The 23,570-nt window shown below is 73.2% G+C and carries 19 protein-coding genes and 1 pseudogene; 8 read left to right on the forward strand and 12 right to left on the reverse strand.

Annotation, left to right across the window (positions count from 1 at the left end; all coding sequences use genetic code 11):
- Positions 1–18: 18 nt before the first annotated feature.
- The gene (locus tag ACODT5_RS12375) at positions 19–2,493 is read right to left on the reverse strand and encodes a collagenase (protein ID WP_422519215.1); all 2,475 of its coding nucleotides are present in this window, start codon (positions 2,491–2,493) and stop codon (positions 19–21) included.
- 207 nt (positions 2,494–2,700) lie between these two features.
- On the opposite strand from ACODT5_RS12375, the gene ACODT5_RS12380 reads away from it, so the two are divergent.
- A complete protein-coding gene (locus ACODT5_RS12380; RefSeq protein WP_422519216.1) occupies positions 2,701–4,092 on the forward strand; it encodes an aminopeptidase P family protein in 1,392 nt (463 codons plus the stop codon).
- Between the two features lie 81 nt (positions 4,093–4,173).
- Here the strand turns inward: ACODT5_RS12380 and ACODT5_RS12385 are convergent, their stop codons facing one another.
- From ACODT5_RS12385 to ACODT5_RS12395, 3 genes are all read right to left on the reverse strand, one after another.
- Entirely contained in the window at positions 4,174–4,578 is a 405-nt protein-coding gene (locus tag ACODT5_RS12385; RefSeq protein ID WP_422519217.1) for a hypothetical protein, read from the reverse strand.
- A gap of 181 nt (positions 4,579–4,759) precedes the next feature.
- Positions 4,760–5,158: a RidA family protein gene (locus ACODT5_RS12390; protein ID WP_422519218.1), complete on the reverse strand. Its 399-nt coding sequence runs from the start codon at positions 5,156–5,158 to the stop codon at positions 4,760–4,762.
- Positions 5,155–6,351, reverse strand: coding sequence for an acyl-CoA dehydrogenase family protein (locus ACODT5_RS12395; protein ID WP_422519219.1), 1,197 nt, complete (start codon positions 6,349–6,351; stop codon positions 5,155–5,157). The genes ACODT5_RS12390 and ACODT5_RS12395 overlap by 4 nt, the downstream gene beginning before the upstream one ends.
- Before the next feature lie 162 nt (positions 6,352–6,513).
- Between ACODT5_RS12395 and ACODT5_RS12400 the strand changes: the two genes are divergently transcribed.
- The 4 genes and pseudogenes from ACODT5_RS12400 (at position 6,514) to ACODT5_RS12415 (ending at position 10,357) form a co-directional block, all read left to right on the forward strand.
- Entirely contained in the window at positions 6,514–8,160 is a 1,647-nt protein-coding gene (locus ACODT5_RS12400) for an AMP-binding protein (RefSeq protein WP_422519220.1), read from the forward strand.
- Between the two features lie 4 nt (positions 8,161–8,164).
- A pseudogene (locus ACODT5_RS12405) lies at positions 8,165–8,970 on the forward strand (PaaX family transcriptional regulator).
- Positions 8,971–9,035: 65 nt separating this feature from the next.
- A complete protein-coding gene (locus ACODT5_RS12410) occupies positions 9,036–9,875 on the forward strand; it encodes a GNAT family N-acetyltransferase (protein ID WP_422519221.1) in 840 nt (279 codons plus the stop codon).
- Complete coding sequence (locus tag ACODT5_RS12415) at positions 9,872–10,357, forward strand: hypothetical protein (RefSeq protein ID WP_422519222.1); 486 nt, start codon at positions 9,872–9,874, stop codon at positions 10,355–10,357. Before ACODT5_RS12410 ends, ACODT5_RS12415 begins: the two co-directional genes overlap by 4 nt.
- Before the next feature lie 7 nt (positions 10,358–10,364).
- Here ACODT5_RS12415 and ACODT5_RS12420 read toward each other — a convergent pair whose 3' ends face one another.
- Positions 10,365–12,701 carry a bifunctional salicylyl-CoA 5-hydroxylase/oxidoreductase gene (locus ACODT5_RS12420; RefSeq protein ID WP_422519223.1) on the reverse strand — a complete coding sequence of 779 codons (2,337 nt, stop codon included), beginning with the start codon at positions 12,699–12,701 and terminating at the stop codon, positions 10,365–10,367.
- A 34-nt stretch (positions 12,702–12,735) separates the two neighbouring features.
- A complete protein-coding gene (locus ACODT5_RS12425; protein WP_385375032.1) occupies positions 12,736–13,563 on the reverse strand; it encodes an enoyl-CoA hydratase family protein in 828 nt (275 codons plus the stop codon).
- Positions 13,564–13,805: 242 nt separating this feature from the next.
- Between ACODT5_RS12425 and ACODT5_RS12430 the strand changes: the two genes are divergently transcribed.
- On the forward strand, positions 13,806–14,225 hold the full coding sequence (locus tag ACODT5_RS12430; RefSeq protein WP_422519224.1) for an ATP-binding protein: 420 nt from the start codon (positions 13,806–13,808) through the stop codon (positions 14,223–14,225).
- 31 nt (positions 14,226–14,256) lie between these two features.
- Here ACODT5_RS12430 and argF read toward each other — a convergent pair whose 3' ends face one another.
- From argF to ACODT5_RS12455, 5 genes are all read right to left on the reverse strand, one after another.
- Entirely contained in the window at positions 14,257–15,279 is a 1,023-nt protein-coding gene (gene argF, locus ACODT5_RS12435) for an ornithine carbamoyltransferase (RefSeq protein ID WP_422519225.1), read from the reverse strand.
- 196 nt (positions 15,280–15,475) lie between these two features.
- Positions 15,476–16,705, reverse strand: a complete 1,230-nt coding sequence (locus ACODT5_RS12440) for an arginine deiminase (protein WP_422519226.1) — start codon at positions 16,703–16,705, stop codon at positions 15,476–15,478.
- Between the two features lie 117 nt (positions 16,706–16,822).
- Positions 16,823–17,290 (reverse strand): hypothetical protein, encoded by a 468-nt coding sequence (locus ACODT5_RS12445; protein ID WP_327303933.1) that lies wholly within the window; start codon positions 17,288–17,290, stop codon positions 16,823–16,825.
- A 211-nt stretch (positions 17,291–17,501) separates the two neighbouring features.
- A complete protein-coding gene (locus ACODT5_RS12450; RefSeq protein ID WP_422519227.1) occupies positions 17,502–20,120 on the reverse strand; it encodes a polynucleotide kinase-phosphatase in 2,619 nt (872 codons plus the stop codon).
- Positions 20,117–21,619, reverse strand: a complete 1,503-nt coding sequence (locus tag ACODT5_RS12455) for a 3' terminal RNA ribose 2'-O-methyltransferase Hen1 (protein WP_422519228.1) — start codon at positions 21,617–21,619, stop codon at positions 20,117–20,119. The genes ACODT5_RS12450 and ACODT5_RS12455 overlap by 4 nt, the downstream gene beginning before the upstream one ends.
- Positions 21,620–21,687: 68 nt before the next feature.
- On the opposite strand from ACODT5_RS12455, the gene ACODT5_RS12460 reads away from it, so the two are divergent.
- Together ACODT5_RS12460 and ACODT5_RS12465 are read left to right on the forward strand one after the other, a co-directional pair.
- The gene (locus tag ACODT5_RS12460; protein ID WP_422519229.1) at positions 21,688–21,933 is read left to right on the forward strand and encodes a hypothetical protein; all 246 of its coding nucleotides are present in this window, start codon (positions 21,688–21,690) and stop codon (positions 21,931–21,933) included.
- A gap of 304 nt (positions 21,934–22,237) precedes the next feature.
- Positions 22,238–22,660 carry a hypothetical protein gene (locus ACODT5_RS12465; protein WP_422519230.1) on the forward strand — a complete coding sequence of 141 codons (423 nt, stop codon included), beginning with the start codon at positions 22,238–22,240 and terminating at the stop codon, positions 22,658–22,660.
- On the opposite strand, the gene mmuM is transcribed toward ACODT5_RS12465, so the two are convergent.
- Positions 22,647–23,558, reverse strand: coding sequence for a homocysteine S-methyltransferase (mmuM, locus tag ACODT5_RS12470; protein ID WP_422519231.1), 912 nt, complete (start codon positions 23,556–23,558; stop codon positions 22,647–22,649). The two genes, ACODT5_RS12465 and mmuM, sit on opposite strands and share 14 nt — an antisense overlap.
- Between the last annotated feature and the right edge of the window lie 12 nt (positions 23,559–23,570).

Consider the following 23,570-nt stretch of genomic DNA (forward strand, 5'->3'; position numbering starts at 1 on the left):
GAACAGGGCCGGTCGAGGTCAGCCGCGCAGCGGACCCTCGCAGCTGTAACTCGACGTACCCGCCACCCGGTTGGTCCAGATGTCCAGCGCGCCGAAGGAGCAGTTCATGTCGGCCAGGTTGTTCGAGGCCGCGCCCGCCCGGTCCAGGATGAAGTAGTCGACCGTCTCGGACATGTCCTTGAAGTTCTGGTCGTCGCTGCGCCAGTCCTTCAGGTTCGCGGTGATCCTGCCGGTACAGGTGAACCGGCGCTTGCCCGACTCGCCGTTCTCCACGCAGTCCGGGGTGTTGTACGTGGCCGTCGCGAAGGTGGACTTCACGTCCGCGAGCACCGCGTCGCGCAGCTGCGCGTTCGGGGTGAAGGAGGTGTTCGGCACGAACAGCTGGTCGACCTTGGCGATCTGGGCGTCCAGGAACCGGTCGTAGCCGCTCTGGACGGCCGCGTCCCGGCCCATCCGGCTCCGCCAGGCGTCGAAGCCCGCCGGGTCGTCGGCCCGCAGGTACCCGTACATCTCCCGCAGCTTCGAGGGCTGCTCGGTCCACAGGAACTCGAAGAAGGCGCCCGAATAGCCGTAGAAGCGGAAGCCGTCGTTGGCGTACGTGGCATGCAGGAGCTGGTCCACCGACATGCGCGGGCCGCCGCCCGCCGTGTCCTTGATGATGCTCTTGATCAGGGACTTGCGCACGGCGATGCCGTTGTCGCGGGTCGCGCCGTCGAAGAACTCGGCGGTGCCCTCGTCCATGGAGGTCGTACGGTCGCCCTGGTACCAGGCGCCCTGGCCGAAGGTGCCCGGGACGGCGAAGCGGCCGTTGAGGTAGTGCACGTACTCGTGGCGGAAGAGCTCTTCCAGGGTGAGCTGGGAGTCCTCGGGGACGCGGCGCTGGTAGGTGTAGAAGGTGGCGCCGTTCTCGATGTAGATGCCGCCGTTGTTGGTGCCGTAGCCGGTGAGGACCGGGTGGTAGTTCACGTAGTCGGCGCGGGAGGCGTAGAGCACGATGTTCAGGGTGGTGTTGGCGTCCCCGGCGATCGGCTGGTCGGCGCCCACGACCCGGTGGTACTGGGTCTTGACCTGCTTGCTCGCGTAGTAGAGCTGGTCGACGGTGGCCCGGTCGAGGGCGGTGCGGACCTTGATGGCGCCGCCGTCGTACGTGTAGGTGTTCGGGAAGAGCTCCCGCTCGATGTCCTCCTTGCAGACCCCGTACGGCTTGCAGGCCTGGTAGAAGTTGAGCCAGGAGACGGCCTTGGCCCACGGCTCGCTGCCGTCGCCGAAGGCGGCCCGGGCCGGGGCCAGGAGCGCGCCGAGGTCGGCGGTGACGGCGTCCTTCAGCCCCGCGATCTGGCCGAAGCGGCCGAACTCGGCGATGGCGTCGCGCGCCACCCAGGCGTTCGCGGTGCCCTTGAGGTGGGCGTAGGTCGCGAAGTTCTTGAAGGCGGCGCGGTACGGGGCGTCGGCGGCGGCCGCCGCGTGGAACGCGGTGTCGTTGTTGGACACGCCGAGGTAGTTGACGGAGAGGGCCGCGAGCGCCGCGCCCGCCCAGGCGGGGTCCAGGTGCGTAGCGGCGTGCGACGGATCCATGGTGGCCAGGACCCGCCCGATCAGGCCGAGCTGGTGGTGGCGCAGACCGGGGGCGCTGCCGGCGTAGAGGGCCTCGCGCAGGGTGCGGGCGTTGGAGCCGGTGGCGTCGAAGCTGCGGGCGGCGCCCGCGAAGGCGGCGATGGCCTGGCGCATGGCGTCGACGGTGGGGGCGTCGGTGACGTCGATCTCGGCGCGGGAGTGGTCGTGGTAGGCCACGGCGTGCAGGTAGGTGAACATCTCCTCCAGGTGGGAGGAGTTCAGGCCGTCGTGGGAGGCGGCCAGGCCGGATATCCGGCGGGAGACGGCCTGCACGTGGGCGTCCGACATGACGGGGGCCAGGCGGGCGTCCCAGGTCCAGATGAGGCCGGAGAGGCAGCCGCCCTTGGCCGCGGTGACGGCCGGGTCGGCGAGGAAGTCGGCGAACTGCTCCGGGGCGAGCCCGGTGATCCCGTCGAGGGTGCAGGGGACGCCCGCGGCCGTGCCCCGGGCGCCGGAGGCGGGGAGCCTGCCGCTCTTGGGGGCGGGCCGGGCGCCGGGCGCGGTGGCGGAGGCGGCGTCGGGCGCGGTGGCGGACGCGGCGTCGGGCGCGGTGACGGCGCCGGGTACCTTGCCGTCGGTGACGGCCGGGCCGCCCGCGCTCTGCCCGCCCGGAGCCGGGGCCGGCGCGGGGGTCGCCCGCCGCGCGTCGGCGAGGTGCTCGACCTCGTCGAACGGGTTCGCACCGGCCTCGGCGCCCGGGGCGCCGCCGAGGGGAGCCGCAGTGGAGCCGGCGAAGGTGCCCGGCGCGGTGGCACCCGGAGCGTCGGCGCGGGCGCCGGCCCCGGCGGCCTGGGTCCCGGCCTGGCCCGCCGTGGCGAGGAGGGTGACCGTGACGGCGGCCGAGAGGAGGGACGAGCGCACGACTCTGTGCTGGGACACCAAGGACTCCTGGCTGGGAGGGGCGGTGAGGAAGGCGCGAAAGGTGCGGAAGGCGCGAAAGGTGCGGAACTGCCCTGCTTCACGCGGCGTTCGACGGGGATCGGGCGGGAATCAAGGGGGCGCGATGTGAGCTGTAACATAGTAATGTGAAATTGCACTGACAAGACCTGTGCGCCCACCAGTTCGCATCTTCTTGAGGGAGCCCCTGTGACCGACACCCCCTCCCGCCCCACCACCGGGCTCAACATCGGCAGTCACGACCTGCCGGTGTCAGCCGAGTTGTCCCGCTTCATGGCGTCGGACTGGGCGGCCTCCCCGCTGCTGGACGCCACGCGCGTCCCCTCGTACGCCGTCACCCCGGCCCGCCGCGCACGGCTCTCCGCGCGCTTCCCCGGGGAGCGCCTGATCATCCCCGCGGGCGAGCTGAAGGTCCGCAGCCACGACTGCGACTACCGCTTCCGCCCGCACAGCGCGTACGCCTGGCTGACCGGACTCACCGGCGAGGACCAGGTCGGCCACGTCCTGGTCCTGGAACCGGCCGGCCCGAACGGGCACGAGGCCGTCCTCTACCTGCGCCCGCGCTCGCCGCGCACCGGCGGCAACGAGGAGTTCTACCGCGACCGCCGCTACGGGGAGTTCTGGGTCGGCCGCCGCCCCGACCTCGCGGAGGCGGAGCGGCTCTCCGGCATCCGCTGCGCCCACCTGGACGCGCTGGGCTCCCCGACGGGCCGCAATGCCGCCGCGGACCCGGAGCTCGCCGTCGCCCTCTCCGAACTGCGCCTGGTCAAGGACGCCTGGGAGGTGGCCGAGCTGCAGCTCGCCGTCGACCACACCACCGCCGGGTTCGAGGACGTCGTACGGGACCTCCCGCGCGCCCTGGCCCACCCGCGCGGCGAGCGGTGGATCGAGGGGGTCTTCAACCGCCGCGCCCGCGCCGAGGGCAACGGCACCGGCTACGACACGATCGCCGCGTCGGGCGCGCACGCCTGCGTGCTGCACTGGATCCGCAACGACGGCCGGCTGAACGCGAGCGACCTGCTCCTGATGGACGCGGGCGTGGAGACCGACGGCCTCTACACGGCGGACGTCACCCGCACCCTCCCGCTGTCCGGCCGGTTCTCCCCCGTCCAGCGCCAGGTCTACGAACTGGTCCTGGCCGCGCAGGACGCGGGCATGGCGGCGCTGCGGCCGGGCGCGAGCTTCCGCGACTTCCACCGAGCCGGGATGCGGGTGATCGCGGAGGGGCTCGCGGAGTGGGGGGTGCTCAAGAACGCCGAGGGCGATCTGCACCGGCGCTACACCCTGTGCAGCAGCGGGCACATGCTCGGGCTGGACGTGCACGACTGCGCCCAGGCGCGCGCGGACACATACCTGGACGGGGTCCTGGAAGAGGGCCAGGTCCTCACCGTGGAGCCGGGGCTCTACCTCCAGCCCGACGACGAGACCCTCCCGCCGGAGCTGCGCGGCATCGGCGTCCGCATCGAGGACGACCTGGTGATCACGGCCGAGGGCGCCCGGCTGATGTCGGGCGCCCTGCCGCGCACGGTGGCGGGCATCGAGGAATGGATGGGGAACCTGCTGGAGGGCGGCGACCGCTAGCGGGCCGCGGAACGGGGCGGGCCCCGGCGCGGTTCACCGCGCCCGGGCCTCGCGCCGGCCAGCCAGTCAGTCAGTCAGTCGTCAGTTGTTCCCGTTGCGGTAGCCGCCGTCGTTCCAGCCGCCGCCACCGTTCCCGCCGCCGCCACCGTCACGCCAGTTGTTGCCGTTGTCGTGGTTCCAGTTGCCGTTGTCGCGGTCGCGGTTCCAACTGTCGTTGTCGTTCCAGTTGTCGTGGTTCCAGTTGTCGTGGTTCCAGTTGTCGTGGTCCCAGTTGTCGTTGCTCCAGTTGCTGTTGTGCCAGTTGCCGTTCCAACTGTCGTTGTCCCAGTTGCTGTTGTCCCAGCACCAGCTGGGACGGTCGTTACCGCGGGAGGGGTCGCAGCAGTCGCGCCACCAGCCGTCCCCGCGCCACTCGTTCCCGCGCCAGTCGGAACACCGGTCGTACGTCTGCGGCAGACCCGAGGCAAAGGCACTGCTGACCGGCATCAGGCCGAGTGTGATCCCGGCGGCCCCTGCCACGGCTGCCGCAATGAACCCACGGCGCATAGTCATACACCTCCGAGAATGAAGGGTTGATTTGGTCCGGATTACTCCGTTATGAGCCAATTCCACCCTCCCCCCTCCCTTGCCCACTGTCAAAGGCACCCGCGCTCACCAGCGAAAAGGCCTACGGGAGCACCGCCAGCCCGTCCAGCTCGACCAGCGCCGCCTCGTCCCACAGCCGGACCACGCCCACGACCGCCATCGCCGGATACTCCCGGCCCGCCAACCGGCGCCAGATCCGGCCCAGTTCGGCGACGCAGGCCCGGTAGTCGGCCACGTCCACGGCGTAGACGGTGACCCGCGCCAGATCGGACGGCGAGCCGCCCGCCGCCGCCAGCGCGGCCAGCAGGTTCGCCAGCGCCCGCTCGAACTGCTGCGGCAGCGCCTCTCCCACCACCTTCCCCGCCCCGTCGAGCGCCGTCTGCCCGGCCAGGAACACCAGCCGGCTCCCGCTCGCGACGACGGCGTGCGAGAAGCCCGTCGCCGGGGACAGCTCCTCCGGGTTGATCCGCTCCGGACTCATGCTTCCCCCACCTCCCGCATCTCCCGCTCCTCCTGCATCGCAGCACTCTCCCGCGCCTCCCGGTAGAGCTCCTTGGCGATGATCGTGCGCTGCACCTCGCTCGCCCCCTCGTAGATCCTCGGCGCCCGCACCTCCCGGTACAGGTGCTCCAGCAGGTGGCCCCGGCGCAGGGCGGCCGCACCGTGCAGCTGTACCGCGTGGTCGACGACGTACTGGGCCGTCTCGGTGGCCAGCAGCTTCGCCATGGCCGCCCGCCGCGGCACCTGCGGGGAGCGCGCGTCCGCGTCGTAGGCCTCCGCCGCCGCGTACACGAGGAGCCGGGCCGCCTCGGTCCGGGTGGCCATCTCGGCCACCCGGTGCGCCACGGCCTGCAGGTCGCCCAGTACCCCGCCGAAGGCGGTACGGGCGGCCGTGTGCGCCACCGTCGCGTCCAGGGCGGCCCTGGCCATGCCGACGGCGAAGGCGCCCACGCTGGGGCGGAAGAGGTTCAGGGTGTCCATGGCCACCTTGAAGCCCCGGCCCGGCTCCCCCAGCAGGTCGGCCGGGCCGACCGGGACGCCGTCGAAGGCGAGCGCGCCGATCGGGTGCGGGGAGAGCATGTCGAGGGGCTCCCCCGAGAGCCCCGGCCGGTCCGCCGGGACCAGGAAGGCGCTGACCCCCTTGGCCCCCGGGCCCTCGCCGGTGCGGGCGAAGACGGTGTAGAAATCGGCCTCGGGGGCGTTGGAGATCCAGCACTTCTCCCCGCTGAGCCGCCAGCCCCCGGCGCCGACGCCCCCCTCGGCCACCGCTTCGAGCGCCAGCGCCCCCGCGTCCGAGCCGGCCCCCGGCTCGCTCAGCGCGAAGGCCGCCACCGTGCGCCCGGCCCGCACCCCGGGCAGCCAGCGCTCGCGCTGCGCGTCGCTGCCCGAACGCAGCACCGGGTAGGCGCCCAGCCCCTGGAGGGCGAGGGCCGTCTCCGCCTCTGTGCAGCCGTAGGCGAGGGATTCGCGCAGCAGGCACAACTCCAGCGCGCCCGAGGTGAACACCCGCCCCAGCAGCCCCTCTTCGCCGAGTGCGGCGAGCAGCGGCCGGTTGACCCGGCCCGGTTCCCCCTTCTCCGCCAGCGGCCGCAGCCGCTCCGCCGCCAGTGCGCGCAGCCGCGCGCACCACTCCTCCTGGTCCACCCCGAGCGCGAATCCCGTGAATCGGGTCATCCGTATGCCCCAGCCTCTATCGCGTCCTGTTGACTACCGTCACCATGACGATACGCTCGTGCTGCGTTCGCACGGCCCGGCTCTTCCACTTCGGTCCACAGTCCATACGCAGGGTCCGGCCCCCACCCGGGGCGCGGGCCGTCGCAAGGGGGCGAACCCGCCTTGGAGCTCAAGCCTTCCGCTCACCGAGACACTTTCGCGCGCGACCATCTGCCGCCCGCGCACGCCTGGCCGCGGCTGCTCTTCGAACTCCCCGCTCTGGCCTACCCCGACCGGCTCAACTGCGGCGTGGAGCTGCTCGACGCCACCATCGCCCGGCTGGGCCCCGACCGCCCCGCCTTCCGCGGCGCGGACGGCACGGTGTGGTCGTACGGGGAGCTGCACGCCCGCGTGGACCGGCTCGCGCACGTCCTCACCTCCGACCTCGGTGTGGTCCCCGGCAACCGGGTGCTCCTGCGCGGCCCGACCGGCCCCTGGCTCGCCGCGTGCTGGCTGGCGGTGATGAAGGCGGGCGCGGTGGCCGTCACCGTCCTGGCCCAGCAGCGTGCGCAGGAGCTGGCCACGGTGTGCTCGATGGCCCGGGTGAGCCACGCCCTGTGCGAGGCGGAGGTGGTGGACGACCTGGTGAAGGCCGGGGTGCCGGGTCTGCGGATCACCGCGTACGGCGGCGCGGACCCGGACGACCTGCTGCGCCTGGCGGAGCGGCATCCCGACCCCTTCCCGGCGGTGGAGACCTCCGCCGACGACGTGGCGCTGATCGCCTTCACCTCGGGCACCACCGGGCGCCCCAAGGGCTGCATGCACTTCCACCGCGATCTGCTCGCGGTGGCCGACACCTTCTCCCGGGAGGTGCTGCGTCCCCGCCCCGAGGACGTCTTCGCGGGCAGTCCGCCGCTCGGCTTCACCTTCGGCCTCGGCGGTCTGGTGGTCTTCCCGCTGCGGGCCGGCGCCTCGGCGCTGCTGCTGGCGGACGGCTCCCCGCGCCGGCTGCTGCCCGCGCTGGCCGAGCACCGGGTGTCCGTGCTGTTCACCGCGCCCACCGCGTACCGGTCGATGCTGGACACGCTGGGCCCGTACGACACGGGCGCCTACGACCTCTCCGCGCTGCGCCGCTGCGTCTCGGCGGGCGAGAACCTGCCGGCCGCCACCTGGCAGGCCTGGTACGAGCGCACGGGCCTGCGCATCATCAACGGGATCGGCGCCACCGAGCTGCTGCACATCTTCATCTCGGCGGCCGACGAGGACATCCGGCCCGGTACGACGGGCCGCGTGGTGCCGGGCTGGGAGGCCCGGGTGGTGGACCAGGCGGGGCTGCCGGTCGCGGACGAGGTGCCGGGGCTGCTGGCCGTACGGGGCCCGGTGGGCTGCCGCTACCTGGCGGACCCGCGGCAGGGCGAGTACGTACGGGACGGCTGGAACCTCACGGGCGACACCTACGTCCGGGACGCCGAGGGCTATTTCCGCTACGTGGCCCGGGCCGACGACATGATCATCTCGGCGGGGTACAACATCGCGGGCCCGGAGGTCGAGGAGGCCCTGCTGCGCCACCCCGACGTCCTGGAAGTGGCCGTGGTCGGCCGCCCGGACGAGCGGCGCGGGCAGATCGTGGTCGCGTACACGGTCCCCCGGGAGGGCTCCGTCCTCACGGAGGACGCCCTGCGCACCTTCATGCGGACCGAGCTCGCCCCGCACAAGTGCCCGCGCACCTTCGTCTTCCTGCCGTCCCTGCCCCGGACGGCGACGGGCAAGCTGCAGCGCTTCCGGCTCCGCGATCAGGGCGGCCCCGGTCAGGCACACGAATTAGAGTGAAGCCGTGGTCGAGCAGCACACCCCGCGATCTCTGATCGTCACGTTCTACGGTGCCTACGGGCGGGCCTTCCCCGGCCCGGTCCCGGTGTCCGCGCTGGTCCGCCTGCTGGGCGCGGCCGGTGTGGACGCTCCGTCCGTCCGCTCGTCGGTGTCCCGGCTGAAGCGGCGCGGCTTCCTGCTGCCCGCGCGCACCGGGGACCGCGCGGCGGGGTACGAGCTCTCCGAGGAGGCCCACCGGCTCCTGGAGGACGGCGACCGGCGGATCTACGGGGCCGCCCGCCCGGCGGAGTCCCAGGAGTGGCTGCTGGCCGTCTTCTCCGTCCCGGAGCAGGAGCGGGCGAAGCGGCACCTGCTGCGCTCCCGGCTCGCCGGGCTGGGCTTCGGCGCGGTGGCGCCGGGCGTGTGGATCGCCCCGGCCCACCTGGACGGGGAGACCCGGCACACCCTGGAGCGGCTGCACCTGACGGCGTACGTGGAGCTCTTCCGGGGCGCCCACCTGGGCTTCGCCCCGACGGCGGAGTCGGTGGCCCGCTGGTGGGACCTGGCGGCGCTGGCCAAGCAGCACGAGGAGTTCCTCGACCTCCACGAGCCCGCCCTGCGCGCCCTGCGGGCGGAACCGGCCGTCCCCACCACGGAGGCCGCCTACCGCGGCTACCTCCTCGCCCTGGACACCTGGCGCCGGCTCCCGTACGCCGACCCGGGCCTGCCCCGCGAGCTGCTCCCGGCGGGCCCGGCGACCGCTCGGCGGCGGTCTTCGCGGAGCTGCACGAGCGACTGCGGGACCTCGGGGCCGGCTTCGTGGAGCCCTGACCTTCCCCGGCGGAGCGAGCGGGAAAAGGGGTGTACCGCGCGCCGGACCGGGGTGATCATGTGGCATGACGTGGACCTTCACCCCTGACCTGGCGGCCTGGCTGGCCGCCGTCCGCCCGGCCGTGGCGGCGCAGCCCGTGCCCAACACCCAGTTGCTCACGACCATGGACGCCCTGGAGCGGCAGGGCCCGCACGCCTTCGGGTCCGAGCCGCCCTTCTTCGGCTCGTGGACCGGGGCCGACGGGCGGGTCGCGGGTGCCGTGGTGCAGTGCCCGCCGCGCCCGCTGCTGATCGGCGCGCTGCCCGCCGAGGCGGTCCGGGAGCTGGGGGCCGCGCTCGCCGCCGAGCCGCTGCTCGCCGGGGTCGACGCGCTCAACGCCCGCCGCGAGGACGCGCGGGAGCTGGCCGTCTCCTGGGGGAAGCCGACCGAGGTCGTGGAGGAGAACCGCCTCTACCGGCTCGCCGGGCTCATCGCCCCCGATCCCGCCCCGGCGGGACGGGCCCGCCCGGCCGGGGAGGCGGACCTCCCGCTGCTCCTGGAGTGGGTGACCGCCTTCAAGCAGGAGTCCGGCGAGGGCGGGGCCGCCTCCGAGGAGGCCCTGCGCGACCGGATCTCGTACGGGGGCATGCTGCTCTGGGAGGACGCCGGGGCCCCGGTCTCGCTGGCCGGGTTCTTCCGCCCGGTCGACGCGGTGACCCGGATCGGGCCGGTCTACACCCCGCCGGAGCTGCGCGGGCGCGGCTACGCGGCCGGGGTGACGTACGCCGCGACCGAAGCGGCGCACGCGGCCGGGGCGCGGGAGGTGCTGCTCTTCACCGACCTGGCGAACCCCACCAGCAACGGCGTCTACCAGCGGCTGGGCTACACCCCGGTCGAGGACCGGGTGGAGGTGGCGCTGAGATGACCGGGCGCGAGGAGCCGCTCGAACCGCTGGGGCCACTGGAGCCGCTGGAGCCGCTGGAGCCGCTCTGGATGCTGGCCGCGAACGTCGTCCTGTGGCGCCGCCACGGCGAGGGCGGGCAGGGCCAGCGCCCGGGCACCCGGATGTTCAAGGGCGGCTCCAAGGTGTACGTCCACTACCGGACGAACGGCTGGGAGGAGTGCCAGGTCATCGGCCGGCCCCGGCACGGCCGCCCGTACCGCCTGGCGTTCGTGGCCACCCGCCACCTGTACGGCTTCCGGCCCCGCCTCGTGCGGAGTCCGGCCGTGCTGCGGGCGGCCGCCTCTTCCGATTTCGGGGGCTTCCGGGACGAGGCCGAGGCCCGCGAGGACGCCGTGGCGATGGAGCACCTCGCCTGGGAGCTCCGCTCCGGCGCCTGGCCGTACTGGCCGCACCCGGAGCCCTGCCACTGCCACGAGTGCCTGACGCTGCGGCCGCACCGGTAGGCGGCGGCTACCCCCGCCCCGTCGGCGGCTTGCGGCTGCCTGCGCGGTAGGGGGCGGGCCAGGGCGCCGCCGGGCCGGTGTAGGCCTGGTCGGCGGCCGCGTGCAGGGTCCAGTGGGGGTCGTAGAGGTGGGGGCGGCCGAGGGCGCAGAGGTCGGCACGGCCGGCCAGCAGCAGGGAGTTGACGTCGTCCCAGGAGGAGATGGCCCCGACGGCGATCACGGGGACGTTCAGGGCGTTGCGGATCCGGTCGGCGTACGGGGTCTGGTACGCGCGCCCGTACTCGGGGGTCTCTTCCGCCACGACCTGGCCCGTCGAGACGTCGATGGCGTCGGCTCCGTGGGCCGCGAAAGCGGCGGCGATGGCCACCGCCTCCTCGGCCGAGGTGCCGCCGGGCGCCCAGTCGGTGGCCGAGAGACGGACGGTCATCGGCCGGTCCGCGGGCCAGACGGCGCGGACCGCGTCGAAGACCTCCAGCGGGAAGCGGAGCCGGTTCTCCAGCGGGCCGCCGTAGGCGTCGGTGCGGTGGTTGGTCAGCGGGGAGAGGAAGCCGGAGAGCAGGTAGCCGTGCCCGCAGTGCAGCTCCAGCAGGTCGAAGCCGCTGCTCGCGGCCCGGACGGCGGCGGCGGCGAAGTCGGAGCGGACGGCGGCGAGGTCGGCGGCGTCCAGGGCCCGGGGCACGGACGAGATTCCGGGGCGGTAGGGCAGTGCGGAGGCGGCCGTCAGGGGCCAGTTCCCCTCGGGCAGGGGGTCGTCCATGCCCTCCCACATCAGCCGGGTCGAGCCCTTGCGGCCGGAGTGGCCGAGCTGGACGCCGAGCGCGGTGCCGGGCGCCGAGGTGTGCACGAAGTCGGCGATCCGCGTCCAGGCGGCGGCCTGCTCGGCGGTGTACAGGCCCGTGCAGCCCGGGGTGATCCGGCCGTCGGCGCTGACGCACACCATCTCCGTCATCACCAGGGCGGCCCCGCCCAGCGCCCGCGCGCCGAGGTGGACGAGGTGGAAGTCGCCCGGTACCCCGTCGCCGGCCGAAGCCGAGGCCGCTGCGCCTGCCGAATACATGTCCATCGGGGACACCACGACCCGGTTGCGCAGCGTCAGCCCGCGCAGGGTGAACGGCGTGAACATCGGCGGGGTTCCCGACCCGTCCGAGCCCCCGTCCGGGCCGCCTTCCGGGGCCTGGGGGCAGCCGAAGTCGCGCTCCACCGCGTCGGTGAAGCGCGGATCGCGCAGCCGCAGGTTGCCGTGGGTGACGCGCAGGCTGCGGGTGAGCAGGTTGAAGGCGAACTGCCGGGCGGGCTGGTCCACGTACCCGGCGAGTTCCTCGAACCACCGCATGCTGGCGGCGGCCGCCCGCTGGGTGGAGGCCACGGCCGGCCGCCGTGCGGCCTCGTACGCGGCCAGCGCGGCCGGGACGTCCGCCTCGGTCTCCACCGCCCGCGCCAGCGCGAGCGCGTCCTCCACCGCCAGCTTGGTGCCGGAGCCGATCGAGAAGTGCGCGGTGTGCGCGGCGTCGCCGATCAGCACCGTGTTGCCGTGCGACCAGCGCGCGTTGACCACCGTACGGAACTGCGTCCAGGCGGAGCCGTTGCCGCGCAGCGGCCGTCCCCGCAGGGCCTCGCCGAAGATCTTCGCGCAGCGCGCGGCCGATTCCGCCTCGTCGCAGAGGTCGAAGCCGGCGTCGTGCCAGACCTCCTCGCGCATCTCTACGATCACGGTCGAGGAGTCCGTCGCGTACGGGTACGCGTGCAGCTGCATGACCCCGTGTTCGGTCTCCGCGATCTCGAAGCGGAAGGACTCGAGGGCGAAGTCGGCGGCCAGCCAGACGTACCGGCACCGCCCGCCCGTCAGCGCGGGCCCGTAGTGTTCCGCCGCGGCCTCCCGGGTCGGGCTGTGCACGCCGTCGGCCGCGACCACCAGGTCGTACGAGGCTGCGAGCGCCTGCGGCTCGGGCGCCCGGGTGCGGAAGCGGAGCCGGACCCCGAGGCCCGCGCAGCGCTCGTGCAGGATCTCCAGGAGCCGGCGCCGCCCCAGCGCGGCGAACCCGTGGCCGCCGGAGGTCAGCAGCCGGCCCCGGTGCACGATGTCGATGTCGTCCCAGCGGACGAACTCGGCGCTCAGGGCCGCGTAGACCACGGCGTCGGCCGCTTCGATGCCGCCGAGGGTCTCGTCGGAGAGGACCACTCCGAAGCCGAAGGTGTCGTCGGGGGCGTTCTTCTCCCACACGTCCACCGCGTGCCCCTGCCGGGCCAGCAGTGCGGCGGCGTACAGCCCGCCGGGGCCCCCGCCGACCACGGCGACGCGCAGGGCGGCGGGTGTCCGGCCGGTGCTCGTCGCGCCGGTGCTCATCGGACCGGTGCTCAATGAACCGGTACTCATCGAACTACCTGCCCTTCCACTGGGGCGGCCGCTTCCCGGTGAAGGCCGCGTGGAACTCCCGGTAGTCCTCGCCGTTCATCAGCAGGGCCTGGGTGTTCGCGTCGAGTTCCACCGAGGCGGCGAGCGGCATGTCCAGCTCGGCGGTCAGCAGTGCCTTGGTCTGCGCGTACGCGAGGGCCGGACCGGCGGCGAGGTGCGCGGCGAGCTCCGCCGCGCGTACGGAGGCCTTGCCCTCCTCGGTGACCTCGCTGAGCAGCCCGATCCGCTCGGCCTCCGGGGCCCTGACCTGCTCCCCCAGCATCAGCAGCCGGGTGGCGTGGCCGAGCCCGACGACGCGGGGCAGCAGGTAGGCGGCGCCCATGTCCCCGCCGGAGAGGCCGACCCGGGTGAAGAGGAAGGCGAAGCGGGCGGTGGGGTCGGCGATGCGGAAGTCGGCGGCGAGCGCGATGACGGCTCCGGCGCCGGCGGCGACCCCGTGGACGGCGGCGATGACCGGGAAGGGGCATTCGCGCAGGGCGCGCACGACCTGTCCGGTCATCCGGTTGAAGTCGAGGAGCTGGGCGGTGTCCATCGAGAGGGTGGCGCCGATGATCTCGTCGACGTCGCCTCCGGAGCAGAAGCCGCGCCCTTCGCCGCCGAGCACGAGGGCGCGTACGGACCGCTCCCGGGACAGTTCGGCGAGCAGGTCGCGCAGGTCGGCGTAGGCGCCGAAGGTGAGCGCGTTGAGCTTCTCGGGGCGGTCGAGGGTGACGGTGGCGACGCCGTCCCGCCGGTCCACCCGGAGGTGTTTCCAGCGTTCGGTCGCGGGTGTGGAACCGAGGAAGGGACTCACCCTCCCGAAGGTATCACCGGTCCATGACTGTCGTCAGGGAAGCGCGATAAATGTGGGCCGGCGTCGGGGCTCGGGGGCCACACGCACCGAAGGTCCCGAGCCGCTGTGCCCGACGTCCCTTGCGATCACGCCGGGGTGCCCTACAGCAGGACATTTCCACTTCGTATCGTTGAAAGCAGGATTTCCCCCACCGCACCCCGTACGCCCCGCCCCCTGCGACCCCACGGAACGGACGGTCCCCCTTGCCCGACGCCTCCGCCTGGCGGATAGCCCTGCCGCACACGACAGCGGCCGTACCCATCGCCCGCGCCCTCGTCCGTACGGCCCTCGCCGACATCGACGCACCCGCCGACAGCGACACCGCCGAACTGCTCACCGCCGAACTGGTCGCCAACGCCGTGGAGCACACCCCCGGCGACGCCCCCATCGAGCTCGTCGTGGAACTGCTGGCGAACGGCTGCCAGGTCGAGGTCCACGACGGGGATCCGCGCGCCCCCGCCGACCTGACCGCACCCGGCCCGGACGACGCCCACCCCGACCCCTGGCAGGAGCACGGCCGCGGCCTGCTGCTGATCCGGACCCTGAGCTCGGCCTGCGGTCACCGCGCCACCGCGCACGGCAAGGCCGTGTGGTTCACGCTGCCGTCCCGGCCGGCCCTCTAGCCCGACCGGCCCCGGACCCCCCGACGCATGACTATGCGGCCGACTGTGCGGCCGGCCCCGCCATGGTCGCGACGAGCACGGCCTTGATGGTGTGCAGCCGGTTCTCCGCCTCGTCGAAGACGACGGAGTGCGCGGACTCGAACACCTCGTCCGTCACCTCCAGCGAGTCCAGCCCGTGCCGCTCGTGGATCTCGCGGGCCACCTTGGTGCCGAGGTCGTGGAACGCCGGCAGGCAGTGCATGAACTTCACGTCCGGGTTCCCGGTGGCGCGCAGCACCTCCATGGTGACGGCGTACGGGCTCAGGGCCTCGATCCGCTCGTCCCAGACCTCCTTGGGCTCCCCCATGGACACCCAGATGTCGGTCACCACGAAATCGGCCTGCCCGACGCCCTCCGCGAGGTCCTCGGTGAGCGTGATCCGGGCGCCGCTGGCGGCCGCCAGCTCGCGCGCCGCGGCCACCACGGGCTCGGCCGGCCAGTAGCGCCGCGGCGCGACGATCCGTACGTCCATGCCCAGCAGCGCGCCGGTCACCAGGTAGGAGTTGCCCATGTTGAAGCGGGCGTCGCCGAGGTAGGCGAAGGCGATCCGCTCCAGGGGCTTGGTGCAGTGCTCGGTCATCGTGAGCACGTCGGCCAGCATCTGGGTGGGGTGCCAGTCGTCGGTGAGGCCGTTGAAGACGGGCACGCCGGCGTGGGTGGCGAGCTGCTCGACGGCGTCCTGCGCGTCGCCCCGGTACTGGATCCCGTCGAACATCCGGCCCAGCACCCGCGCGGTGTCCTTGACCGATTCCTTGTGGCCCATCTGGGAGCCGGAGGGGTCGAGGTACGTGGTGTGGGCGCCCTGGTCTGCGGCGGCGACCTCGAAGGCGCAGCGGGTGCGCGTGGAGGTCTTCTCGAAGATCAGGGCGATGCTCTTGCCCTCGAGGCGGCGCCGCTCGGTCCCGGCCTTCTTCGCCGCCTTGAGTTCGGCGGCGAGCTCGACCAGGCCGCGGAACTCGGCGGCGGTGAAGTCGAGCTCCTTGAGGAAACTGCGGCCGACAAGATCGGTGGCCATGGGGGGCGCTCCAGAGTCACGGTGACAGGGGATGCTGGAAGTCTATACGACGGAATGCATTGATATACAGAGCCTTCGCGTACGCATATGGGCCCTGGCCTCCCCGGCCTCCCCGCCCTGTCTCCCTGCCTCGCCTCCCCTGCCACACGCCCACACCCGCGCCCACACCCGCGCCCGCCCCCGCACCCCCGGCCGGCTAGGCCACCGCATCCCGCTCCACCGGACAGCTCATGCAGCGCGGCCCGCCCCGGCCCCGCCCCAGCTCGCTGCCCGGGATCTCGATCACCTCGATGCCCTGCTTGCGCAGGTGGGTGTTGGTCGTGACGTTCCGCTCGTACGCGACGACCACGCCCGGCTCCACGGCGAGCACGTTGCAGCCGTCGTCCCACTGCTCGCGCTCGGCGGCGTGCACGTCCTGGGTGGCCGTGAGCACCCGGATCGCGTCCAGGCCGAGGGCGGCGGCGATGGCCCGGTGCATGTGCTCCGGCGGGTGGTCGGTCACCTTCAGCTCGCTCGGCCCGGTACCGGGCTCGATCGTGTAGGAGCGCAGCATGCCCAGGCCCGCGTACTGGGTGAACGTATCCGCGTCGACCATCGTCATCACCGTGTCCAGGTGCATGAACGCCCGCCGCTTGGGCATGTCGAGCGCCACGATCGTCGTCGCCGACCCGGCGGCGAACAGCCCGCGCGCCAGCATCTCCACCGCCTGCGGGGTGGTCCGCTCGCTCATCCCGATCAGCACGGCGCCGTTGCCGATGACCAGGACGTCGCCGCCCTCGATCGTGGAGGGGTAGTCGGCCTGCCCCTGGGACCAGGTGTGGAAGGGGCCGGAGCCGGTGAAGAGCGGGTGGTGCTTGTAGATGGCCTCGAAGTGCACGGTCTCGCGCTGCCGGGCCGGCCAGCGCATCGCGTTGATCGACACCCCGTCGTAGATCCAGGCGGAGGTGTCCCGGGTGAAGAGGTGGTTGGGCAGCGGCCCCAGCAGGAAGCCGTCCAGGTCCAGGGCGTGGAAGCGGACCGACACCGGCTCCGCGTGCCGCTCCAGGAACTCCCGCTTGGTCATCCCGCCGATCAGCGCCTCGGCCAGGTCCGCCGAGGCCAGTCCGTCGAAGACGGCCCGCAGGTGGTCCGTGGCGAGCGGACCGTACTCCTTCTCGTCGAAGACCCGGTCCAGGACGAGGTGTCTCGCCTCCGGGATGTCCAGGGACTCGATCAGCAGGTCACCGAAGAGGTGGACCTCCACGCCCCGGTCGCGCAGTACGTCGGCGAAGCCGTCGTGCTCCTGGCGGGCCCTGCGCACCCACAGCACGTCGTCGAAGAGCAACGCGTCCTTGTTGCTCGGTGTGAGCCGCTTCAGCTCCAGGTCGGGCCGGTGGAGGATGACGCGGCGAAGCCGCCCGGTCTCGGAATCGACATGGAATCCCATGCCGTACACGTTCGCAGACCGGGCGGCTTTTTGACGTGGCGTCGGCCCAGGGCGTCCCCAGCGGGTCCGCCCCGCCGGATCCGGCGCGGATCCGACGGCGGGCCGGGGCCCGGCGGTTCAGCGCAGGCCGAGCAGGGCCTCCGGGGTACCGGTGAGGTCCGGGGCGATGACGCCCAGGGCGGGGGCGGTCACGTTCGGCAGCCCGTAGTTGGACGCGTCGGGCATGGTCAGCGGGGAGCCGACGAGCAGTCCCGGGGTGCGGGTGCGCATCGTGGTCGCGGGGGCGTCCAGCGAGCCCTCGCCGTCCGTCTCGGGCTTTCCGGCCAGGTTCGGCACCGGGGAGGTGAGGAGGGTGTTGCCGAGCTCGGTGCCGATCGGCACCGCCGGCAGCAGCGGGGTGGGCAGCATGTCGCCCTTGTGGAAGCGGGGCGCCTCGGGCGCTCCGACCACCGGCACCGGCACTCCGGTGGCCAGGTGCGGGACGTCCACGCCGAGCGTGGTCCGCACCGCGTCCAGGGGGACTCCCACCGGCACCGCGTCGGCCATGGCCGGGGTGGCCGCGCCTGCCGCGGCCATACAGGTCATGAGTGCCGCAATGCTTCCGCGCGCGGTCATCTTCATAGGTGACGTTCCGTCCTTCCAGGGTCGCGGACATTCCGCTGCCCTGGATGAACGATCCCGCCGGTGGTTTTCCCGGAGTTCTCCGCGAAAGTTCCCCCATACGACCTAATGAGCGGCCGTACGGGGGTCCTTCCTTGACGCCGGGCGCTGCGGCCGGACGCCGTCAGAGCCGCCGTCAGAGCCTGGGGTCCACCGGCTCCGACTCCAGCGCGAGGACGGCGAAGACCGCCTCGTGGACCCGCCACAGCGGCTCCCCGGCCGCCAGCCGGTCCACGGCCTCCAGGCCGAGCGCGTACTCGCGCAGGGCGAGCGAGCGCTTGTGCCCGAGGTGGCGCCGGCGCAGCCGCTCCAGGTGGTCCGGGCGCGTGTACTCGGGACCGTAGATGATCCGCAGGTACTCGCGCCCGCGCACCTTCACCCCCGGCTGCACGAGCCGGCCCTTGCCGTCCTTGGCGTACGCCTGGAGCGGCTTGACGACCATGCCCTCGCCGCCGGCGGCCGTCAGCTCCAGCCACCAGTCGGTGCCCGCCCGTACCGAGGCCTCGTCGGCGGTGTCCACCAGGATCCGGCCGGTGCGGCGCAGCAGTCCGGTCCCGGCGGCCTCGTCGGCGGCGACGAGCCGGTCCAGCCAGAACAGCTGCTCGTCGTGGGGTACGGCCGCCAGCGAGCGGCCGGCCGCCGCCAGCAGCTGGAACGGGGCGAACCGTACGCCGTCCAGCCCGTCGGTGCTCCAGCAGTAACGCCGGTACGCCTCGGTGAACTTCGCCGCGTCGGCGGCCCGCCCGCGCTGGCGCTCCAGCAGCTCCCCGGTGTCGACTCCCCGGGCCGAGGCCGCCTGAAGGGCGGCGATGGCGTCCGGGAACACGGCGCCGGAGGCCGCGCCCACGGCGGCGTACTGGTTGCGCAGCAGGCCGGTGGACTTCAGCGACCAGGGCAGCAGTTCGCCGTCGACGAGCAGCCAGTCCGTGTCCAGCTCCTCCCACAGCCCCGCGTCGGTGACCGCCGAGCGGAGCCGGGCGAGGACCTCCTCGGTGACCTCGGGGTCCTTGAAGAAGGGCCGTCCGGTGCGGGTGTACACGGACCCGGTGGGGCCGTCGACCCCGAACCGCTCGCGGGCCGCGTCGGCGTCCTTGCAGAGCAGCACGGTGGCGCGGGAGCCCATGTGCTTCTCCTCGCAGACGACCTGCGCGATGCCGTCCTTGCGGTACTGCGCGAAGGCCTCGGCGGGGTGCTCCAGATATCCCTCATCAGCGGCTCCGCCGCGGGCCTCGATCTGCGAGGTGGCGGTCGGCGCCATGGTCGGCGGGAGGTACGGGACCAGGCGCGGGTCCACGGCGAAGCGGCTCATCACCTCCAGGGCGGCGGCCGCGTTCTCCTCGCGGACGTTGACGTTGCCCAGGTGCCGGGTCTCGACGATCCGGCGGCCGTGGACGTCGGCCAGGTCGAGCGGTCGGCCGCCCCGTGACGAATCCGACGCAGCCCCGCCCGGCACCTCGGTGACGAGCGGCTTGACCGGCTCGTACCAGACCTTCTCTGCCGGTACGTCGACCAGTTCGCGCTCGGGCCAGCGCAGGGCGGTCATCCTCCCGCCGAAGACGGCTCCGGTGTCGAGGCAGATGGTGTTGTTGATCCAGGCGGTGTTCGGGACCGGCGTGTGGCCGTAGACCACGACGGCCTTGCCCCGGTAGTCCTCGGCCCACGGGTAGCGCACGGGCAGCCCGAACTCGTCGGTCTCACCCGTGGTCTCCCCGTACAGGGCGTGCGAGCGCACCCGGCCGGAGGTACGGCCGTGGTACTTCTCGGGCAGCCCGGCGTGGCAGACGACGAGCTTGCCGCCGTCGAGGACGTAGTGGCTGACCAGGCCCTGGATGAAGGTGCGGACCTCCTGGACGAACTCCGGCGGCTCCTTGTCGAGCTGCTCGATCGTCTCGGCCAGGCCGTGGGTCCGCTGGACCTTGGAGCCCTTGAGGTGACGGGCGAGCTTGTTCTCGTGGTTGCCGGGCACGCACAGGGCGTTGCCGGAGCCGACCATGCCCATCACCCGGCGCAGGACGCCCGGACTGTCCGGGCCGCGGTCGACGAGGTCGCCGACGAACACGGCGGTGCGGCCCTCGGGGTGGGCGCCGTCGTCGTAGCCGAGCTTGTCGAGCAGGGTCTCCAGCTCGGAGGCGCAGCCGTGGATGTCGCCGATGATGTCGAAGGGGCCGGTGAGGTGGGTGAGGTCGTTGAAGCGCTTCTCCAGGACCACCTCGGCCGACTCGACCTCCTCGGGCGTGCGCAGCACGTGGACCTTGCGGAAGCCCTCGCGCTCCAGGCCGCGCAGCGAGCGCCGCAGGTCGCGGCGGTGGCGCTGGATGACGGCGCGCGGCAGCTTCGCCCGCTCGGGGCGGGCCGCGTTGCGCTCGGCGCAGACCTCCTCGGGCAGGTCGAGGACGATCGCGATGGGCAGGACGTCGTACTCGCGGGCGAGCTGGACCAGCTGCCGGCGGGACTCGGCCTGGACGCTGGTGGCGTCGACCACGGTGAGGCGGCCGGCGGCGAGCCGCTTGCCCGCGATGTAGTGCAGGACCTCGAAGGCGTCCTTGCTGGCGCTCTGGTCGTTCTCGTCGTCGGCGACCAGACCCCGGCAGTAGTCGGAGGAGATGACCTCGGTGGGCTTGAAGTGCGTGCGGGCGAAGGTGGACTTGCCCGAGCCGGTGGCCCCGATCAGGACGACGAGGGACAGGTCGGTGACGGGAAGGACGCGCTTGCGGTCGGTGGTGGCCCTGGTATCGGTGTCGGTGTCGGTGGTCATGCTGCCTCGCCCTCCTTCGGGGTGTCGGTTCCGGTGCTGACGGTGCTGACGGTGTTCAGGGTGTTCAGGGTGAAGACGGCCATCTGGGTCGGCGGCCCCACCTCGGGGTCGTCGTCCCCGACGGGCAGGTACGCCACCGAGTAGCCGTGCCGGGAGGCGACGTCCCCGGCCCAGGCCCGGAACTCCTCGCGGGTCCACTCGAAGCGGTGGTCGCCGTGCCGGACGTGCCCTGCGGGCAGGGTCTCCCAGCGGACGTTGTACTCGACGTTCGGAGTGGTCACGAGGACCGTGCGGGGGCGGGCCGAGCCGAACACCGCGTACTCCAGGGCGGACAGCCGCTCGAGGTCCAGGTGCTCGATGACCTCGCTGAGCACGGCCGCGTCGTAGCCCACGAGCCGCTTGTCGGTGTACGCGAGCGAGCCCTGCGTCAGGCGGACGCGGGAGCTCTGCCGCTCCCCCATCCGCTCCAGCCGCAGCCGCTTCGCCGCGATGTTCAGCGCCCGGACGGACACGTCCACACCGACGATCTCGGTGTACGCCGGATCCTTGAGCAGCGCCTGCACCAACTGGCCCTGGCCACAGCCCAGGTCGAGGACGCGGGCCGCACCGGCCGCTCCCAGCGCGGCGAGGATCGCCTCACGGCGCAGCACGGCGAGCGGTACGGGCTTGTCCTCCGTGTCGCTCGCCTCGTCGACCGCGTTGTCGAGCTCCTCCACCTCGCTTCCGTCGGCCTCGGCGAGGCGGACCAGCTCCAGGCGCTCCAGGGCGTCCTGGGTCAGCCGCTTGTGGCGGGCCAGGTAGCGGGCGGTGATCAGCCCGCTCTCCGGGTGCTCGGCGAGCCAGCCGTCTCCGGCGCGCAGCAGCTTGTCCACCTCGTCGGAGGAGATCCAGTAGTGCTTGGAGTCGTCGAGGACCGGCAGCAGGACGTACAGGCCGCGCAGCGCGTCGGACAGCCGCAGCTCGCCCTCCAGGACGAGGCGTACGTACCGGGAGTCTCCCCACTCCGGGAAGGTCTCGTCGAGGGCGACCGGGGTGGCCGTGACCGAGTCCCAGCCGAGCGGGCCGAACAGCCGGCGCACGAGGTCGGCGCCGCCCCGGGCGGGCAGCACCGGGATCTCGATGCGCAGCGGGCGCACCTCGTCGGGCAGCTCCGGGCGGGCCGCGCACTGCCCCTTCAGCGCGCTGCGGAACACGCCGCTGAGCGCGACGGCCAGCAGCGAGGAGGCGGCGTAGGGGCGGTCGTTGACGTACTGCGCGAGCGCGGCGTCCGGTGTGCCGCCCTGCCCCTTGCCCTGACCGCGCCGCACGAGCGCGACGGGATCCACTTCCAGCAGCAGGCCCGCCGTGCAGCGCTCGTCCGTGGCCTCGGGGTAGAAGACGTGGGCGGTGCCGTGGGAGGTGGAGAACGCCTGCGTCTTGCCGGGATGCTTGTGCAGCAGGAAGCCCAGGTCGGTGGCGGGTCGCTCGGCCGTGCCGGTCGTGGAGATCGTCAGGAACATGCGAGCGATTCTTGCTGGTCACCGGTGTTGCCCGCGCCCTATTTTCCGCGGGCGCCTACCGTCGGAACATGAGCGGCATCGTCGTTGTGTACGAGCTCGACCAGCCGGTGGCGGGATCCGTCCACCGGGTGCACGTCGCGCCCACCGCCCCGGGAGGCGGCTCCGAGCGCGGCCCGCGGACCATGTGCGGCAAGGACACCTTCGCCATGGAAACGGCCGACTGGAAACCGTCCGAACATCCGGACGCCTGGTGTCCGCCGGAGTACGCCGACGCGGCGTGCCCCGGCTGTGAGGCGGTGATGGGCGAGGACTAGGCCGTCTCTTTCGGATCTTGCCGGGTCCGCGCCGCCCGGCACCGCACCTCGCCGCACTGCCGGGGCACCCGAGTACGTCCAGTACGCGGGAGCCCCGGCAGCGCACCGAGGCACGGCACCGGACGACGCGGACCTGACCGGCAAGATCCGAAAGAGACGGCCTAGGCCGCGACACCCTGCGCGATCGGCGGCGCCAAGGGTGATGACGTACCCATCATGACAGGTCAGAGGGCGTTTTCGTAGGACGGACGGCACAGCCGATCTGCCTTGTTCCGGGCCCTGTTGGGCTCACAGAATCTCCCTCATGAATCCCACGGAGAACATCAATCACGACGCCGTGCTGCGCGCCCGGGTGGCGCTCCTCGGATCGGGCACCCTGCCCGTCCGGGAACGGGTGGCCGCCTATCGCGTCCTCGTCCAGGTGAGTCCGTTGGCCTATCTACCGCTGCTGGCGGCCGCGTTGTTCGCGTACAGCCGTCGGGAGTTCGCCCACCGGCCCGGGATAGCGCTTGCCCTGCGCGCCGAATCCGTTGCCGCCGCACGGCGGATGTGCGCGCTGGATCCCGAGGAGACCCAACTGCTCCTCACCGCACTGGTGCACTACCGCGAACAGCTGCTCCTGATGGAGCGGCCGGAGGAACTGGCCGCCGTGGAAGCCGAGATGAGCGCCCTCGTGGCTTCGGGCGGCGGATCGCCGGGCGTGCGCTGGGACCTCAGCGGAGCGTAGCCGCCAGGTCCGCGATGCGGTCGGGGCCGATGCGGCAGCAGCCGCCGACGAGGCGGGCGCCCGTGCGGAGCCAGTCGGCCGTGGGCCAGGGGGCGGGGGCGGCCGGGGCCTGCCAGGTCTGGGTCGCGGCGTCCCAGACCGAGCCGTCGTTGGGGTAGGCCAGCAGCGGTTTGGCGGTGACCGTGGCGGCCGCTTCCAGGGCCGGCAGGACCTCCGCCGGGTCGCAGCAGTTCACGCCGACGGCGATGACCTGCGGGGACCCGGCGGCGAGGGCGAAGGCCTCGGGCAGGGGCTGACCGGCCCGGGTACGGCCGCCCTCCACCGTGTAGCTCAGCCAGGCGCGGGCGCCGGTCTCCGCGAGGACGGTGAGCAGGGCTTCGGCCTCGGTGGTGTCCGGGACCGTCTCCAGGGCCAGGACGTCGGGGCCCTCGGCCAGCAGCGCCGCGATCCGGGGCCGGTGGAAGTCGGCCAGCTCGCGCACGCTCAGGCCGTACCGGCCCCGGTACTCGGAGCCGTCCGCCAGCACCGCCCCGTACGGGCCCACGGACGCGGCGACCCACACCCCGTGCCCGGCCGCCCGGGCTGCCGCGTCGGCCAGCCGCACGCTGCGCCGCAGCAGGGCCGTCGTGTGCTGCGTGCCGTGGCCGCGCCGGGCGAGGGCGGCGTACCCCACCTGGTAGCTCGCGGTGATCAGCACCTCGGCGCCGGCCCGTGCGTAGGCGGCGTGGGCGGCCGTCACCTGCTCCGGCCGCTCAGTGAGGACCCGGCCCGTCCAGAGGCCGCCGGACAGGTCGCAGCCCTGGTCGGCGAGCTGGTTGCTCAGTCCGCCGTCCAGGAGCACGGTCCGCCCGCCGGGGCCGGCCAGGGCCCCGGCGAGCGGGCGGGTCGCGCGGGGCACGGTCGTCGCTCC

The sequence above is a fragment of the Streptomyces tatrensis genome (genome assembly GCF_049310065.1).
Taxonomy (GTDB): domain Bacteria; phylum Actinomycetota; class Actinomycetes; order Streptomycetales; family Streptomycetaceae; genus Streptomyces.